Below are 16411 nucleotides of genomic sequence, written 5' to 3'. Positions count from 1 at the left end.
GGGGCTCTGAGGCGTGATCGGTGCATGCCGTCAACGCCGTGGTTCAGTACAGGTCTGCGCGAGTCGTTGCCTGGGCGTCTTCGAGGAACCCGATGTGCCTTCGAGGGCGGATCGGGTTGATCTGGCGATCATGTTTACTCGCGGACGGGGATGATCCCGTGCGTGTAGGCGAGAATGACCGCCTGAACGCGGTCGCGGACGGTGAGCTTTGCGAAGACGCGGTTCACGTAGGTCTTCACGGTCGCCGGTGAGAGGTGATGCCTCTCGCTGATCTCAGGGTTCGACAGACCTTGGGCGATGGCGAGGAACACGTCATGCTCACGTGGGGTGAGTGACGAGAGCAGAGCGTGCACGTGGGGGTCTGCTTCGTGCATGGTGCTAAGCGTGTAGTGGCTGATGAGCTTGGTCGTGATCCGAGGCTCGACCACCGACTCGCCGCCGGCCACGGTGCGCACTGCCCGGGTGAGGAGTTCCGGCGTGGTGCTCTTGAGGAGGAACGCACTCGCTCCCGCTTCCAGGGCTCCGAAGGCGTACTCGTCGAGGTCGAAGGTAGTGAAGACCACGACCCGTGTCAGGGGTTGCCTGCTGGTGATCGTTTTGGTTGCTTGGATGCCGTCCATTCCTGGCATGCGGACATCCATGAGCACGACGTCGGGGGTGAGGTCAGCGCTGAGGGTGATGGCTTCGAGGCCGTCGGCCGCTTCACCGACGACTTCGATGTCGTCCGCAGTGTCGAGAACGAGCGCGTTCCCTTTCCGCACGAGCGGCTGGTCATCAACGACGAGAACCCGGATCATCCGGGTGGTGGCCTCATTCGTCATGGGTCACCTCCCCGGTTTGCGGGACTCTGAGTGTGACGATGGTTTGCCATCCGCCGGTGACCGTTCGCCCGGCGACGAGTTCACCGTCGTAGGCGGCGGCGCGTTCGCGAATCCCGATCAAGCCCTTCTTCGAGCCGAGTTGGTCTCCGGTGGTGGCACCATTTCCATCGTCTGTGACGTGTAGATGGAGCGTGTTCTCGTGCCGACTGATGCTGAGCTGGACCCGTGTGGCGCCTGTCGCGTAGCGCAGGGCATTGGTGAGGGATTCCTGTGCGATGCGGTAAACGGTGGTGTTCAGCGCGGGGTCGTCGGTGATGACGCTTCCTGTGCGGGTGAGAACGACCGGGAGGCCGGCGGCCTGGAACACTTCGACCAGGTTCTCCAAGTCAGGGAGGTTGTGCCCGGATTCGTGGAGCGCTGCGTCCAGGTCGGCGTCGGAGTCGCGGAGAAGATGGAGCACTCGCTGCATATCGGTGAGTGCGCCCCGCCCGACGGCGGAGAGGTGGTCGAGTGCGTCAGCGGATCGTTCGGGGTGCTTCTGCCACGCGGTTGCCGCACCGTTCGCCAACGCGATCATCACCGACAGAGAGTGCGCGACCACATCGTGCATTTCCGCCGCGATGCGCGTCCGTTCCAGAGTGCGCGCGTTCTCGATGCGTTGGTTGATCAGCTCCGTAACTGCTTCCCGTTGCGCCCGTCGCCCGCGAACGGCGATACCGATAGCGAGCGCGAGAAGCACGAACGGGTCGATCACACTGCTCGGGATCACGGGCTCTTGGGTCATGAGTTGCCAGATGAATGCCCCCGCTGCCGAGACTGCCAGGCTCGCGCCGGCGACAGCCGCGGTCCGCCCGAAGGAGAGTCGTGAGGCAACGGTGTAGACAGCGAAGGCCAGGGCGATGGTCTGATTGGTGGCCGGGTGGATCGTCCCGGCGAGGGAGATCGCGACCAGCACCGCCGCCGGGTGAGAGCGGCGCCAAATCAGTGCGAGCCCGGTAAGCCCGACTGTCGCATACGCGGTCCAGGGTTGCGCGCCGCCGGCATAGATGAGGGCGACGATCTGCGGGGCGACAGCAAGGACAATGATGAGGATGTCGATGACTTTGGGGTGACGCTTCAGCCAGCGAAAGGGAGGCCAGGGACGCAGCGCGAACTCATCCGCATTGACGCGGGGAGCGGGTGTGTCCTCTGGCATGGGTCTTCCTGTTTCGCGGGTTCTCGTCGGTTCCATTGTCTCGTGCAGTCCTGAGCGGGCTGCCGGGAGCACCATGATGGTCAATGGGCTGCCTCCTCTCACGCATCTCTGGCGCGAAGCGCCCAGCTCGCGAGCGCGAGCAGGACGAGAGCCCATCCGGCGAGAACGGCCAGACCCGGCCAGGCGGTGAGGCCGGCGGGGTTCTCGAACGTGGTGAGGATCACGCGACCCGCCACCGTGGGGAGGTAGCCGGTGAGCATGGTGATGGTGTCGTTTCCGATGGATTCGAGCACAGACGGCACGATGCTGAACACGGCGACGGGGATGATGATCGCGACCACGACGTTGCGGATCAGCGCCCCGATGCACAAGGCCACGACCCCGGTGAGGGCGAGGTAGATGCCGGACGCGACCGAGAGCAGCAGCGCATAGCCGAGTACGAAGTCGTAGGCGATGTCCCCGAAGGGCAGGATCAGCAGGGGAACGCACACGGCGATGAGCGCGGCAACCGTGCCGACGACGAAGCCAATCACTGAGATGACGATGGCTTTCGCGGCGAGTACCGGGATGCGGGAGGGTACAGCGGTGAGTGAGAGTTTGATCTGGCCGCTGGTGTACTCGCTGGTCGCGTAGAGCACCGCGATCACGGCGAACACGATCTGCATCCACAGAACGGTGTCCACGAAGCGGAGCGAGTCGACGCTGGTGACCGTGTTGACGGCAGCTCCGGGGTTGGAGGATGGCACAGTCAGCGCGATCGCGGACGGCAGCGCCGAGAGCGCGATCAGTGCCCCGACCACGGATACGAGGATGGGGTTGGATCGCAGCGTGAAGAACTTGATGCGTTCGGCGGTGATGACGTCGATGAGACGCAGTCGGGCAGGGATGGCGGTGGAACGGGTTGTGGCGGTCATGGCTCCTGCTTGAGTGTCGGAACGATTCACGGCGTCACGCGTCCCTGAATCGAAGAGTGAGTGCTGCGGCGACCATCCCGGCGGTCGCCCAGGCGGCCAGGACGCCGAGGCCCTGCCACGGGGTGAGTGGTGACATGGGGCTGTCTGGGTACAGCACGAGGATGCCGGCGATGGTGGGAAGATACGAAGTCGCTTTGGCGACCCACTCGATCGGCACGGCGCTGAGCAGAAGCGGTGCCACCGTGAGCAGCGCGACGACGGTGAGGAAAGCACCCACCGTGTTCCGGATCAGCACCCCCAGGCTCAGCGCCAGCACGGCGATCAGCGCCAGATAGAGACCACACCCGAGGATCACCTGCACCGGCGTCTGCGCGGACCAGTCGACCCCGATGCCGGCCTGGTCGAGAATCGCAGGAGCCGCGAACATGAGCGTCGCACTCCCGGCAACACCGATGAGTAGCCCCGCGGAGGCGACGGTCGCGGCTTTTGCCATCAGGATCGGGATGCGCTTGGGGACGGCGATGACGCTGGTCTGGATAGTGCCCTGGGCGTATTCGGAGGTGACGAAGAGCGTCGCCACGATCGCGAGCAGAACCTGCGCGGTCTGCACACCATCCAGAACCAGCCCAGGCACCACCGGCCCCAGCGCGGGACCGCCGTCCTCGGCCTGCCAGACCATTGCGAACGAGCTCAGCACGCCCAGCCCGATCAGCAGCGCAAGTGTCGCGAGAGCAGAGATCGTGTATGAGGGCAGGGTGAGGAACTTGATGCGTTCCGCGTTCACCGCGCTCAGGGAGGTGACCCGCCGTGCGGTCACGGGCGTCGCTGTGAGCGTCGTCATGATCCTGCTCCGGTGGCGCGGTACTCCACCGCGTCGCGGGTGAGTTCGTTGTAGGCGTCCTCGAGCGATCTGGTCACCGGGGCGATCTGATACAGCACGATGCCGGCGACGTTCGCGCGCTCCGCGATCTGCTCCGCTGAGAGCCCGGACACCTCCACCGTGTCCGCGGAGAGGACGGTCGTGCTGACCTCAGGACCGGTCAGTACCTTTACCAGGTCGGCGACGGCTGCTGTGCGCACCTGGGTCGTCTCGGTCGTGTCGACGAGTTCGGAGAGGGGCTTGTCGGCGATGATGCGGCCTTTGCCGATCACGATGACGTGATCGGCGATCAACGAGAGCTCACCGAGGAGATGCGAGGACAGGAACACGGTGCGACCTTCGTCCGCGAGCCCGCGCAGCAGACCGCGCATCCAGGTCACGCCATCGGGGTCGAGGCCGTTGACCGGTTCATCGAGGATCAGCGTTTGAGGATCACCGAGCAGGGCGACCGCGATGCCGAGCCGCTGCCCCATCCCGAGAGAGAAACCACCTACCCGCTTGTCCGCTACCGTACTGAGTCCCGCGAGGTCGATGACCTCTTCCACACGCGACTTCGCAATGCGGTTCGTAGCCGCCACCCAACGCAGATGATTGCGAGCGGTACGGGAACGGTGCGCGGAACGCGCATCCAGGAGAGCACCGACCTCGTGCAGCGGCGCGCCGAGCTCCGCATACGGACGACCACCGATCAGCGCCGTCCCCGACGTGGGGTGATCCAGACCGACGATCGCCCGGAGGGTGGTGGACTTGCCAGCCCCGTTCGGTCCGAGGAAGCCCGTGACCTTGCCGGAGGCCACGGTGAATGACACATCCTGGATGGCGTACTTGCGCCCGTATCTCTTGCTGAGGCTGCGTGTCTCGATCGTCACGGTGCTTCGTCCTTTCATGCCCCTGCGGAGCGGTGGGAATGGCCTACTTCCAACGTAGGAATCGACCCACCCACCGGAACATCAACCGTGGGTGACAATGCGCTTCCCCGCGGACCAACCCTGGATGGTCCTAGAGCACCCGGTCGGGGCGGGCGAGAACCGAACGCAGCACGGGCGTCGTCGCTGCAACGGCGACACGCACCGCACCGATACCGGCAGCAAGGAGCAGCACCACACCCACGATGAACAGCGGTGCTGTCGCGACCGCGATCGCGACCAACAGGAACACCAGCGCCGTCGACGCGAGGGCAGAGCCGATGGATGCGACCAGAAGCGGCAGCAGCACCGCCCCCCACCGTGACCGGTTCATCTCACGACGCGGCATTCCGAGACGGTCGAGGCTGACGTAGAACGCGCCGCGTTCCAGAACCGCCGCAGCCTGGGTCACGCCGACCGAGCAGGCGACCAGCAGGAAAGAGACGACCAGCGCGACCAGCAGCACCGTTCGGATATCGGCGAACAGCACTCGGTTCTCGTCCGTGACCACGGGCGATGTGCGTTGGATCATGTCGAGGTAGCCGAGCATCGACCCGGCCGGAACGACGAGGAAACTCGCCAAGGCCACCCCGGACACCTGCCGCCACGCTGTTGCCGGCGACTCCAGCACCACGCGTGCTGCGATCAACGCGGACGCTGTGCTCGCTCTCTTAGCGCGCAGACCTGCGAGCCGGGCGGTAATGAATGGGCCGACCACCCCGAGTACCGACATCACCGCGACCAGAGCGACCGCGTATGCCGCGGCGATCCCGGTCGCGCCCCAGCTCCCGGACACCGACTGCAAGAGAACCAGCGCGAGCGCGATCACCCCGCCACCGATCAGCAGCCGAACCCACCGCAGCCGAGGAGCCTCACTCCGGGTCCGCACCCCCAACGGTGACACAACGACCATGCGCAAGCTCGCTGTCGCGCTCAGTGCCGCGATCGCGACCACGCCGACGGCAAGAGACACCGTCACCCACCACGGCAACCACATCTCCGCAGCCTGCGCAGACTCACCCTGCATCGGAACGAGCAGCAGAAGCGGGGCGGCAAGAAGGTACAGAAGTACACCGATAGCCGCGCCGGTCGCGGCGATCAACACCGCCTCACTGAACGCGATCCGCCGCACGAGAGTGGACGCGGCCCCGAGGAGCCTGAGCGTTGCAAGACGATCGTCGCGCCGCCGCGCGGAAAGCCGCGCTGCCGCTGCCGAGAGTGTACTCAACGGCACGAACAGCAGAATGACGAGACCGGCGCCCAGCAGCCGATATGCACCGAACTCGTTGTCAGGAGCGAACCAGAACCGGCCAGCGATCGCCACCACGCTCAACGCGACCGTCGTGATCACCGCGAACGCCACGGCAGGAAGTACAACGGTTGAGACACCGGTCCGGCCTGGACGGATGAGAAGCCACAGCACGTGCCAGTTCATGGCCGTGACTCCGCGCTGTCGGATACAACCCGGCCATCCTTCATCCGCACCACCCGAGAACACCGAGCAGCGACAGACTCATCGTGCGTCACAAGCACGAGAGCCCGGCCACGGTGAGCGGTCAGCGACATCAGAAGATCGAGCACATCGGAGGCGGTGGTCGAGTCCAGCGCGCCGGTCGGCTCGTCCGCGAACACCACCGGCGGATTCCCGACGACAGCGCGAGCGATGGCGACCCGCTGAGCCTGCCCGCCCGAAAGCTGCCCGATCCGACGTTCCCCCAGACCGTCAAGCCCCAGCGATGCCAGCAGACCCCGAGACGATGACTCTGCCGACGCGCGAGTTGCGCCTGAGAGCAGCAGAGGGAGCGAAATGTTCTCGACCGCCGTCAGTTCAGGGAGCAGAAGACCCTGCTGAAAGACAAAGCCAAACTCCCGCAGCCGGAGCGCCGAACGAGCATCGTCATCGAGCGCGCCGATACTCACCGGACCCGCATCAGTTCGCAGAATCACCTCGCCGGCATCCGGCGGGACGATCCCGGCCAGCAGATGCAGAAGGGTCGTCTTCCCCGAGCCCGACGGCCCCATCACCGCCACCGACTCACCATCACGAACCTCGACAGTGACGCCACCCAGCGCTGTTGTTTCACCGTAAGTCTTCACCAGCTCCGTTCCTCGGACTCTCGGTGACGGGGCTGGGCTTGTAGACATGCGAACTCTCAATCCTCGATAAACGTGACCCTTCCACGCTAGGAAGGAAGCAGACGCCGACAACATCAACCAGGGGTTGAAGTCTCGCCCTGAAAGTGGCTCGGCTTACCGGCTCTCCGCGTGCGATGGGTCTTGGCGGTGCCCAAGAAGCGTTCGTAGCGCTGCCGCAGCCTGAGCCGGGAGAACTCCGTTACCCAGCGCTGTGAGCTGCTGGTTCATTGAGAGCCGGAAGCGCTTCGCTGTGACCCAGCCTGACGGTAGCCCCATGAGCCATTCCACGAACACTGGTGCAGGACGCGGCCCAGTCATGTCGCTGAGGATTGCTGGCGACGGAGCGGCTCGACCGGTGATCTGCTCCCAGCGGATCACTGCTTCGGCGTATCTTCCCCATCGTTGAAGAGTTGCCCAATCAGCGTCCACAGGCTGTCCGGCTCCTCCGGTCGCGGATCCCCGTTGGTCCGTGGAGGGCGAGGTCGATGATCTGATGGCTCAATGCGATCGTGCCGCGCCGGGCCTTGACCTGCTGCAGCGTCTCCCCGCCACGCGACGCGTCTGACGCTAGTGGCGTTCGGAAGAGCGCGGTGGGCGAGGATGAAGACACGGTATCGAGGGTGAGGTGCGCCGATTGCGGAAGCGGGTAGGCCCATCCATTGCGCGTCATACCGGAGGTCGGCCAGGTCTCCCATAACGGCGCTTATGCGAACTTCCGCATAAGCGCCGTTATGTGGACTCCGGTGTTATGCAAACTCGGGACTAGATTGACCGGCCATCTAGTTGCTGCAATCATCTAGGTATGGATGAGAGTTGGCCTGGCGATTGGCTTCGCGGGGTGCTGGAGACGATGGCGTTGGCTGTGGTCTCCGAGGGCGAGACCTACGGGTATCTCATTGCTGCGCGGTTGGCTGGGGCGGGGATGGGGACGATCAAGGGTGGAACGCTCTACCCGGTCTTGAATCGTCTGGAGCGAGACGGCGCCCTGGCGTCGCAGTGGCGTCAGGGTGAGGGCGGGCCCGGGAGGAAGTACTACACGATCACCGTGGCCGGCCGCGAGCGATTTGAGCAGCAGCGCGCGCAGTGGCAGAGGTTCACGGAGCGGACGTCGTTGCTACTGCGGGGCGAAGGGAACGGAGTTGGTCATGGCAACGGTTGAGAAGTACACGCAGCAGCTGATGCTTGCGCTGCGGCTGCGCGATGTCCCGGGCGAGGTGATCGGGGATGCGATCGCGCAGGTCGAGAGCCACATCGCCGAGACGGGTGAGGACCCGGTCGCAGCGTTCGGTCCGGCGCGCGAGTATGCTGCGAGCTTCGGCGGGGAGACAGCGCCTGCGCGCCGCTGGCCGTGGTACATCGTGAACTGGCTCGTCGGGTTCCTGTTTGGATGCGTTCTGATCATCGGCGTGTTCGGTCAGATGCGCGGCGAGGAGGTCTTCTGGGGGTTCCACCCGATCATCGCGATCGTGGTCGGCGCAGTGGGTCTGGTCGGCTATTTCGTGATAATCGTCGTGATCTGGGGGGAACGGGTGAAGGACCCGCGCAAGGCCCCTAACGGACTCGATTCCGCATAACCGTGACGCGGATCGACACGGTTCGCTTGACCTGACCGGGCAGTCACACCGACTGTCCGGCACGGATCAAGGAGGATCACGATGTCGAAGTATCGGGAACGTCGCCGCGGTGACGCGCAGCAGGTGTTGGAGGAGTTCGAGGACTGGCTGCTGCGGGAGCGATCGGTCAAGGAGAGCACCGCACGGGTCTACACGGATCGGGTCGTCGGGTTCCTGGCCTGGTTACCCACGCCGGTCGAGGAGTCGCTGCGAGCGTTGACGCCGGCGACAGTGATGGAGTTGGTGAACCTCGCGGCGAAGCGCGGGCAGAAGCCGTCGACGTTGCGCAAGCAGTTGGTGATGCTGCGCTCGTTCCTGCGGTTCTGCCACCGCACCGGCAGGGTCGGGCAGGACCTGGCCGGGGTCGTCCCGAACGCCACCGGGTGGCGGTTGTCCTCGATCCCGGACCCGGTGCCCGAGGGCACCGTCCAAGACCTGCTGGGCAGCCTCGATTTGCAGGCACCCAAGGGACTGCGGGATCGGGCGATCCTGCTGCTGCTCACCGGCCTCGGGCTCCGCGCTGGAGAGATCGCTGCGCTCAGACTCGGCGACATCGGTTGGCGCACCGGCACGATCCGCGTCCGGGGGAAAGGCGACCGCGCCGACGAGTTGCCGCTGCCGGACGAGGTGGGTCGCGCGTTAGAGGAGTACGTGCTGCACGGTCGCGGCGGCAGGGCTGGCTATGACGAGGTGTTCTTGACGATGTTCGAGCCGGTGCGCCCGGTCGCACCGAACGGGATCGAGAAGATCGTGCGGATGGCCTGCGCCAGGGCCGGGATCACCGAGTTCGGGCCGCACCGACTGCGGCACACCTTCGCGACCGGGATGCTCGCCTCCGGCGCGACGCTCCAAGAAATTCAGGGGCTGCTACGTCACACCCAACTACGAACCACCGCGATCTACACCAAGGTCGACCACGCACGACTGACACAGCTCGTCCCCGAATGGCCGGCTGCGGCTGAGGGCAGGTGGGGACGATGAGCGCCCTGCGGGACCTGCTGGACGACTACTTGACGACCAGGAGGGCGCTCGGGTTCACGCTCGCCGTCCCGGGCCGGGTGCTGGGCGAGTTTCTGGACTTCATGGACGATGCCGGCGAGACCACGATCCGTCACGATCTCGCGGTCTCCTGGGCTGCGCGGTTCTCCCGCGGCACGGTGCTTGCCCGGTTGAACACGGTCCGGCAGTTCGCTGAGCACATCGCCTCGTTCGATCCGGCCACCGAGGTCCCCGTTCTCGACGGGAGGCCCTACGTGAATCACCGCCCGCGACCGCACATCTACACGTCGGAGCAGATCAACACCCTGTTGCGCGCGGCGGGCCGGTTGACGCCGACGATCCGCGCCGTGACCTGGCAGACGCTGCTCGGGCTGCTGGCGGTGACCGGGCTGCGGATCAGCGAGGCCCGCGGCCTCAACGACGCTGACATCACCTCGGATGCAGATAGTGATGGCGGATGGGTGCGGGTGACGGAGTCGAAGTTCGGCAAGTCCCGCATCGTTCCGGTTCACGCCACCACGATGAGCGCGATCGGCGAGTATCAGCGGCTGCGCGACAAGCGATTCCCCGTCAGGCGGACCGAGGCGTTGTTCGTCACCCGGCGCGGCGACCGGCTGGCGACCTCGACCTGCGGGCAGGCGTTCCGTCAGATCCGCGCCCTGGCGGGAATGACCGGCACCACGACCGAAGCAGCTGCGAGGTTGCATGACTTCCGACACTCCTTCGCGACGAACACCCTCATCGGCCACATCCGCGCGGGCGGGGACGTCGAGCAGATGATGCCGGTCCTCTCAGCCTGGCTCGGACACGTCAGCCCCGTCTCGACCTACTGGTATCTGCAGAACACCCCCGAGCTGGCCGCCGCCCTCGGCGCCCGCCTCCCGGCGATCGGAGCCGATGATGAGTGATCTCGCGCCGCTGCTGCAACGGTTCTTCACCGACAAGCTCGACGGGCAGATGAACGCCAGCGTCCACACCAAAGCCGCCTACGCCGACACCTTCCGGCTCCTGCTCCTCTACGCCCAGCACCGCACCGGCACCGCCCCGTCAGCGTTGCGACTGGCGGACCTGAACGCGGACATGGTCGGCAGGTTCCTCCAGCACCTGGAAGACGAGCGCGGCAACTCCGCCTCGACACGCAACGCGAGGCGGGCGGCGTTGCGGTCGTTCTTCACCTACGCCAGCTACCGGGCACCGGAAGCGATCGCGACGATCAGCCAAGTGCTGGCGATCCCCGCGAAACGGACCAAGACGACCATCGTGTCCTTCCTCACCCGGGCAGAGGCTGAGGCGCTGATCGCCGCCCCCGACACGGCGACCTGGATCGGCAGGCGCGACCGGCTCCTGCTGCACTTGGGCATCCAGACCGGGCTCCGCGTCAGCGAGTTGGCCGGTCTGCGCGTCGGGGACATCGAGAACGGCCCGCACAGCCAGCTCCGCTGCCTCGGAAAAGGACGCAAACACCGGGTGATCCCGCTCCAGAAACCCACCATCCGCCTGCTGACCGCCTGGCTCAACGAACTCGACGGCATCCCTGCAACGCCACTGTTCCCAACCAGCACCGGGACGGCGTTGAGTCGGGCGGCGATCGCGAAACTCCTCGCCCGGCACGTCCAGGTCGCGTCCGAGCAGTGCCCGAGCCTGGGAGAGAAGAACGTCACCCCGCACACCCTGCGACACACCTGCGCGATGATGCTCCTGCACGCCGGGATCGACACCGCCAGCATCGCGCTCTGGCTCGGCCACGCCACCATCCAGACGACGCAGGCCTACCTCCAGGCCGACCTGGAGCTCAAGCGCCGGAGCCTGGACCGACTCCCCGCGATCGGCGACAGGCCACCAGCGCGCTACCAGGCGTCGGACGCTCTCATCGCGTTCCTCACCGACCGCTGACACGCCCACGGTTATGCCGACCGGAGTCGCCGCTCACCCAGCGGTCTCAGACCGACGGCGACTCGGTCGGCATAACCACTCGCTCCGCATAACTGCTCCTGCTGCGCGAAGAGGTCGAGTTGCGGTTTCTCCCAGATGCCACGGGTCGGGTTCCATGCCGCGAGGGGTTGCACCGTCGGTGCTTGTATGTTCAGGGTTGCGTCGCTCATCGTCGTCTCCTTCGGGGTTTGCGCGGATCGCGGGTGCGGAAAGCAGACCGCGCACGTTCTCGATCACGACCCACTCAGGTTGCAGTGCGTCGATTGCAGCTGCCATGTGCGCCCACAGGCCGGAGCGGGTGCCGGGTTTCAGTCCGGCCATCTTCCCGACCGTCGATACGTCCTGGCAGGGGAACCCGCCACAGAGAATGTCCACCAATGGAACCGTGTTCCAGTCGATGGTGGTGATGTCGCCGAGGTTTGGGGCGTCGGGCCAGTGGTGGGAGAAGACGCAGGCAACGGGTTCGTTGATCTCGGAGAACCAGATCGTCTTTGCTCCGAAGACTTCCTCGACTGCGAGGTCGAGTCCGCCGTAGCCAGAGAACAGAGACCCGACACGCAGCGGCGCGGACGGGTCGGTGGGAGTCTGGTCTGCCACGGGCGAACCTCCTGGAACGGTGATCCCCGGAGTCGTGCTGCGGCTCCGAGCTGGTCACCAACCAGGTGCACGAAGCACCCCACCCGCCGACGGCCAGCAGACGCGACCCAAGTCACGACGACGGCCGCGACGGCCAACGCCTCTCACCCCTCGCGGTTCGCTCGAACGAGTTGCCACGCGTCTTGCAAGCGCGGCCCGCCACCTGACTCGTCAGGCGCCGGCGAACTCGCTGCGCGAGGACGGTCGCACCCACCTCGTGAGCAGGAAGAGGGCGGTGTGTGGTGACGGTTTCGATGCGGGTGATGTCTGCCGGTGACGGCTACAAGTACCTGCTGCGCACCGTCGCCACGGGTGACGGTGACCGGATGCTCTCGACACCGCTGACGCGCTACTACACCGAGGAGGGCACCCCGCCCGGCAGGTGGCTCGGCTCCGCTATCGCCGTTCTCGGCGGCGGCTCGGTCGTGGTGGGCGATCAGGTCACTGAGACGCAGCTTCAGCTCCTGATCGGTATGGGCCGTGATCCTGTGATGGGTGATCCGCTCGGGAGCGCGTATCGGAACTATCCGACGGTGACTGAGCGCATTCAGCAGCGCACCGCCGGGCTCGACCCCGAACTTCCCGTCACGGAGCGTGCGGAGGCGGTCGCCGCGATCGAGGCGGAGGAGATGGCGAAGGGGTCGCGGAAGGCGGTTGCGGGGTTCGATTTCACGTTCTCGGTCCCGAAGTCCGCGTCGGTGCTGTGGGCGGTCTCCGACGCGGGCACGCAATCGTTGATTGCGGACGCGCACCATGCGGCGGTTGCGGAGATGGTTGCGTTCATCGAGCGCGAGGTTGCCGCAACCCGTGTCGGCGCGGCGGGTCGCAACGGCGCGGTCGCGCAGGCCGATGTGACCGGGGTGATCGCCACGGCGTTCGACCATTACGACTCCCGTGCCGGTGACCCGCATCTGCACACGCACGTGGTGATCTCGAACAAGGTGCAGACCGCCCACGACGGCAAGTGGCGCTCCCTCGACGGACGCCCCTTGCACGCGGCGACGGTCGCGCTGTCCGAGCTGCACGAGGCGGTGTTCGCCGACCACCTCACCCGCGCCTTCGGCGTCGCATGGGAAGCACGGAACATGGGGCGTGACCGGAATCCGGCGTGGGCGATCGCCACGGTGCCGGAGGAGCTGGTGGTGGAGTTCTCGTCACGGTCCCGGCAGATCGAGCAGGAGAAGAACCGGCTGATCGCCGAGTACGTTGAACGCCGCGGCCGGCAACCGTCGCTGGCGACGATCATCAAGCTCCGCGCGCGGGCCACCCTCGCCACTCGACCCGAGAAGCAGGTCCGCTCCCTCGCATACCTCACCGCAGAGTGGCGGGCACGTGCAGCCCACCTCCTCGGTGAAGACGCCACCGCCTGGGCTCGCACCGTGACGGCGAATGGTGCGTCGTTGTTGCTGCGCGCCGATGACGTGCCGTTGGATGTGATCGCGTCGCTCGGGCGGAGTGTGGTCGAGGCGGTCGGTGAGAAGCGGTCAACGTGGCGGCGGTGGAACCTCACCGCCGAAGCCGCGCGCCAGACCATGCCCTACCGGTTCGCGACCACGCAGGATCGTGAAGCCGTCGTCGGGATGGTCGTAGACGCCGCTGAACACGCCTCCTTGCGGCTGACCCCGCCCGAGCTCGCATCGAGCCCCGCCGTGTTCCGCAGGTCCGATGGCACGAGCAGGTTTCGTCCGACGGCATCCACGGTGTACTCCTCGGAAGAGCTGCTTGCGGCGGAGGATCGGCTTCGCGAGCGCGCCCGCGCCAGAACGGCGCCGACGGTGCCTGTCGAGGTCGTGGAGAAGGTCGCCGGCCGGCCCGACCGCGACGGGCGACTCCTTGGGGCTGATCAAGCGGCGGCGCTCGTGGCGGTGGCGGTGTCGGGCCGGGTGGTGGATGTGCTGGTCGGCCCGGCTGGGGCGGGGAAGACCACGGCCATGCGGGCGCTGCGCACCGTGTGGGAGCGGGAGCACGGGCGCGGCAGCGTCGTCGGTCTCGCCCCGTCCGCGGTCGCGGCGCAGGTCCTCGCCGATGACCTCGGCATCCGAACGGAGAACACGGCGAAATGGTGGGACACCCACCAGCGCAACGGGAACACGTTCCGCCGGGGCCAGTTGGTCATCATCGACGAAGCCTCCCTCGCCGGCACCCTCTCCCTTGACCGCATCACCGCACACGCAGCGGAGGTGGGGGCGAAGGTGCTGCTGGTCGGGGACTGGGCGCAACTGCAATCCGTGACTGCCGGTGGCGCTTTCTCTCTCCTCGTCCACGACCGTGACGACGCCCCCGAACTGGTCGACGTGCACCGGTTCGTCAATGCCTGGGAGAAGACCGCTTCCCTCGACCTCCGCCACGGTCGCTCCGAAGCGATCGACACCTACGCCAGCCACGGTCGCATCACCGGTGGGGACACCGAGGCGATGATCGACGCCGCCTACACCGCCTGGCGCGCCGACACCCTCGCCGGGGTTGCGACGGTGCTGATCGCGGACTCGAACGAGTCCGTCCACGCGCTGAACCAGCGCGCCCGCGCAGACCTGATCCTCGACGGCACCGTGAACGCGCTCCGTGAAGTCGAACTCCACGACGCTAGCCGCGTCGGCATCGGTGACCAGGTCATCACCCGCCGCAACGACCGGCGCCTCCGCGCTGGACGTGGCTGGGTGCGCAACGGCGACCGCTTCACCGTCACCGACATCCGCGACGACGGCTCCCTCACCGTCCACCGCACCGCCGCACGCGGCACGGTTGTACTGCCTGCAGGATATGTGGCCGATCACGTCAATCTCGGCTACGCAGTGACCGCACATAGAGCGCAAGGCATCACCACCGACACCGCCCACGTCCTCGCCGACCCCAGCACGACGAGGGAGAACCTGTACGTCGCGATGACCCGCGGGCGGCAAGCGAACCTCGTCTACGTCGCCACCGACCACCCCGACGACAACCACACCACCCCGCACCCCGCCGACGACCCAGACGCGACCGCGCGCAGCGTGCTCTACGGGGTCCTGCAGCACGTCGGAGCGGAGCTGTCCGCGCACGAGACGATCACCGCCGAGCACGAGACGTGGGGGTCGATCGCGCAGCTCGCGGCCGAGTACGAGACGATCGCGCAAGCAGCCCAACACGACCGCTTCGCCACCCTCATCCGCAAATCCGGGCTCACCCAAGACCAGGCGGACGACGCGATCCGCTCCGACACGTTCGGGGCACTCACCGCAGAGCTGCGTCGCGCGGAAGCCAACCACCACGACGTCGACGCGCTCCTTCCGCGCCTGACCGCGGCACGAGGATTCACGGATGCGGACGACATCGCCGCCGTCCTGCACTACCGCCTCGCACGCGCCACCGCCCGCCCCGCAGGATCAGGCCGCACCCGCAGACCAGCCCGCGTCATCGCCGGTCTCATCCTCGAAGCAACCGGCCCGATGACCGCCGAAATGCGGAAAGCACTCACCGAACGCCGCGACCTGATCCACCAGCGCGCCGACGGACTTCTCGACCAAGCTCTCGGCGAGAAGCACGAGTGGGCGCGCTCACTGGGCGCCGAACCCCCAGAGGCGAAGGCGGCAGCCTCCTGGCGGAGGCACGCACGAACCATCGCCGCGTACCGCGACCGCTACGGCATCACCACCAGCACCCCTCTCGGCCCAGCCCCCGATAGCGAGGTACAGAAGATCGACGCCGCACGAGCGAGGGCCGCACTGGAGAGGATCAGCGACCTCGCGGCGGCCGAACCCGGCGAAGCCACGTCGCGGCCAGCGCGACGAGCGAGCGCCGGCCGATCGCTGTGACGGTTGCGCTTCCGATTGTCGCCAGTGCGTCGTACCCTGAAACGGAGGCGGATTTCTCCTTGATATGACGCTCCTCGGGGCAGGCCGCAAGGCCACTCACACACGCACCGCCTCCGACAATCCGTCGTGCCTGTGAGAGGAACCCCGTCATGATCCGCCAACTCTGGACCCTCAGCGTCCGCACCCGCGCCTTCCTGCGCCGCTACATGCCCACCAACATCCTCCTCGACGCCATTCGCACCCGCCGAGGCTTGAAGTGGGGCATCCCAGCGATGCTGCTCGCCGTGCCCTACCTCCTGGCCGCGAGCACCCTCACCGCCCTCATCACCGACGACGGCCCCGGCTGCCTCAACCTCCTCGTCCTCCTCTGCCTGTGGAACACCATGAAGTTCATCATCATGGGACCCGTCAGCCTGATCCTGCTCGCCCGCGTCCGCGTGCGTGAGGCGGTCGCCGCTCGCGCGCAACATCGAACGACCACCGAGTTGGTCAAGCAAGCGATTTGATCGACCACTGCGGTACCGTGACCGTGACGCAGTAGCGCTCCGTCGTCTGATTCCGGGAAGCAAGAAGCATCGAGTTTCGTTCG

At 66.6% G+C, this 16411-nt stretch carries 15 protein-coding genes; 7 read left to right on the top strand and 8 right to left on the bottom strand.

Annotated elements, in window-relative coordinates:
• Nucleotides 1-134: 134 nt before the first annotated feature.
• The 7 genes from F6B43_RS03615 to F6B43_RS03585 form a co-directional block, all read right to left on the bottom strand.
• On the bottom strand, nucleotides 135-821 hold the full coding sequence (locus tag F6B43_RS03615; protein ID WP_246159778.1) for a response regulator transcription factor: 687 nt from the start codon (nucleotides 819-821) through the stop codon (nucleotides 135-137).
• Nucleotides 811-2016 carry a sensor histidine kinase gene (locus F6B43_RS03610; RefSeq protein ID WP_170285549.1) on the bottom strand — a complete coding sequence of 402 codons (1206 nt, stop codon included), beginning with the start codon at nucleotides 2014-2016 and terminating at the stop codon, nucleotides 811-813. Before F6B43_RS03610 ends, F6B43_RS03615 begins: the two co-directional genes overlap by 11 nt.
• A 98-nt stretch (nucleotides 2017-2114) precedes the next feature.
• Nucleotides 2115-2930 (bottom strand): ABC transporter permease, encoded by an 816-nt coding sequence (locus F6B43_RS03605; protein ID WP_150447511.1) that lies wholly within the window; start codon nucleotides 2928-2930, stop codon nucleotides 2115-2117.
• Between the two features lie 34 nt (nucleotides 2931-2964).
• Nucleotides 2965-3771: a hypothetical protein gene (locus F6B43_RS03600; RefSeq protein WP_150447510.1), complete on the bottom strand. Its 807-nt coding sequence runs from the start codon at nucleotides 3769-3771 to the stop codon at nucleotides 2965-2967.
• Nucleotides 3768-4679, bottom strand: coding sequence for an ATP-binding cassette domain-containing protein (locus tag F6B43_RS03595; protein ID WP_246159777.1), 912 nt, complete (start codon nucleotides 4677-4679; stop codon nucleotides 3768-3770). Before F6B43_RS03595 ends, F6B43_RS03600 begins: the two co-directional genes overlap by 4 nt.
• Nucleotides 4680-4809: 130 nt before the next feature.
• Complete coding sequence (locus tag F6B43_RS03590; protein WP_150447508.1) at nucleotides 4810-6150, bottom strand: FtsX-like permease family protein; 1341 nt, start codon at nucleotides 6148-6150, stop codon at nucleotides 4810-4812.
• On the bottom strand, nucleotides 6147-6812 hold the full coding sequence (locus F6B43_RS03585; protein ID WP_425486795.1) for an ABC transporter ATP-binding protein: 666 nt from the start codon (nucleotides 6810-6812) through the stop codon (nucleotides 6147-6149). The genes F6B43_RS03590 and F6B43_RS03585 overlap by 4 nt, the downstream gene beginning before the upstream one ends.
• An 841-nt stretch (nucleotides 6813-7653) precedes the next feature.
• Here F6B43_RS03585 and F6B43_RS03580 point away from each other — a divergent pair.
• The 5 genes from F6B43_RS03580 (at nucleotide 7654) to F6B43_RS03560 (ending at nucleotide 11356) form a co-directional block, all read left to right on the top strand.
• Nucleotides 7654-8010 (top strand): PadR family transcriptional regulator, encoded by a 357-nt coding sequence (locus F6B43_RS03580; RefSeq protein ID WP_150447507.1) that lies wholly within the window; start codon nucleotides 7654-7656, stop codon nucleotides 8008-8010.
• Nucleotides 7997-8425, top strand: a complete 429-nt coding sequence (locus F6B43_RS03575) for an HAAS signaling domain-containing protein (RefSeq protein ID WP_150447506.1) — start codon at nucleotides 7997-7999, stop codon at nucleotides 8423-8425. The genes F6B43_RS03580 and F6B43_RS03575 overlap by 14 nt, the downstream gene beginning before the upstream one ends.
• Nucleotides 8426-8506: 81 nt before the next feature.
• On the top strand, nucleotides 8507-9445 hold the full coding sequence (locus tag F6B43_RS03570) for a tyrosine-type recombinase/integrase (RefSeq protein ID WP_150447505.1): 939 nt from the start codon (nucleotides 8507-8509) through the stop codon (nucleotides 9443-9445).
• The gene (locus tag F6B43_RS03565; protein ID WP_150447504.1) at nucleotides 9442-10371 is read left to right on the top strand and encodes a tyrosine-type recombinase/integrase; all 930 of its coding nucleotides are present in this window, start codon (nucleotides 9442-9444) and stop codon (nucleotides 10369-10371) included. Before F6B43_RS03570 ends, F6B43_RS03565 begins: the two co-directional genes overlap by 4 nt.
• The gene (locus F6B43_RS03560; protein ID WP_150447503.1) at nucleotides 10364-11356 is read left to right on the top strand and encodes a tyrosine-type recombinase/integrase; all 993 of its coding nucleotides are present in this window, start codon (nucleotides 10364-10366) and stop codon (nucleotides 11354-11356) included. Before F6B43_RS03565 ends, F6B43_RS03560 begins: the two co-directional genes overlap by 8 nt.
• 33 nt (nucleotides 11357-11389) lie before the next feature.
• Here the strand turns inward: F6B43_RS03560 and F6B43_RS03555 are convergent, their stop codons facing one another.
• The gene (locus F6B43_RS03555; protein WP_211368018.1) at nucleotides 11390-11992 is read right to left on the bottom strand and encodes a DNA cytosine methyltransferase; all 603 of its coding nucleotides are present in this window, start codon (nucleotides 11990-11992) and stop codon (nucleotides 11390-11392) included.
• Between the two features lie 293 nt (nucleotides 11993-12285).
• Between F6B43_RS03555 and mobF the strand changes: the two genes are divergently transcribed.
• Together mobF and F6B43_RS03545 are read left to right on the top strand one after the other, a co-directional pair.
• The gene (mobF, locus tag F6B43_RS03550) at nucleotides 12286-15822 is read left to right on the top strand and encodes a MobF family relaxase (RefSeq protein ID WP_150448406.1); all 3537 of its coding nucleotides are present in this window, start codon (nucleotides 12286-12288) and stop codon (nucleotides 15820-15822) included.
• Nucleotides 15823-15971: 149 nt separating this feature from the next.
• Complete coding sequence (locus tag F6B43_RS03545; RefSeq protein WP_150447502.1) at nucleotides 15972-16328, top strand: sulfate permease; 357 nt, start codon at nucleotides 15972-15974, stop codon at nucleotides 16326-16328.
• Nucleotides 16329-16411 lie beyond the last annotated feature (83 nt).

The organism is Microbacterium rhizomatis, from assembly GCF_008710745.1.
In the GTDB taxonomy this organism is placed as follows: Bacteria; Actinomycetota; Actinomycetes; order Actinomycetales; family Microbacteriaceae; genus Microbacterium; species Microbacterium rhizomatis.
Note: the sequence above shows the minus strand (reverse complement) of the source record. Positions and strands in the feature narration are given on the sequence as shown.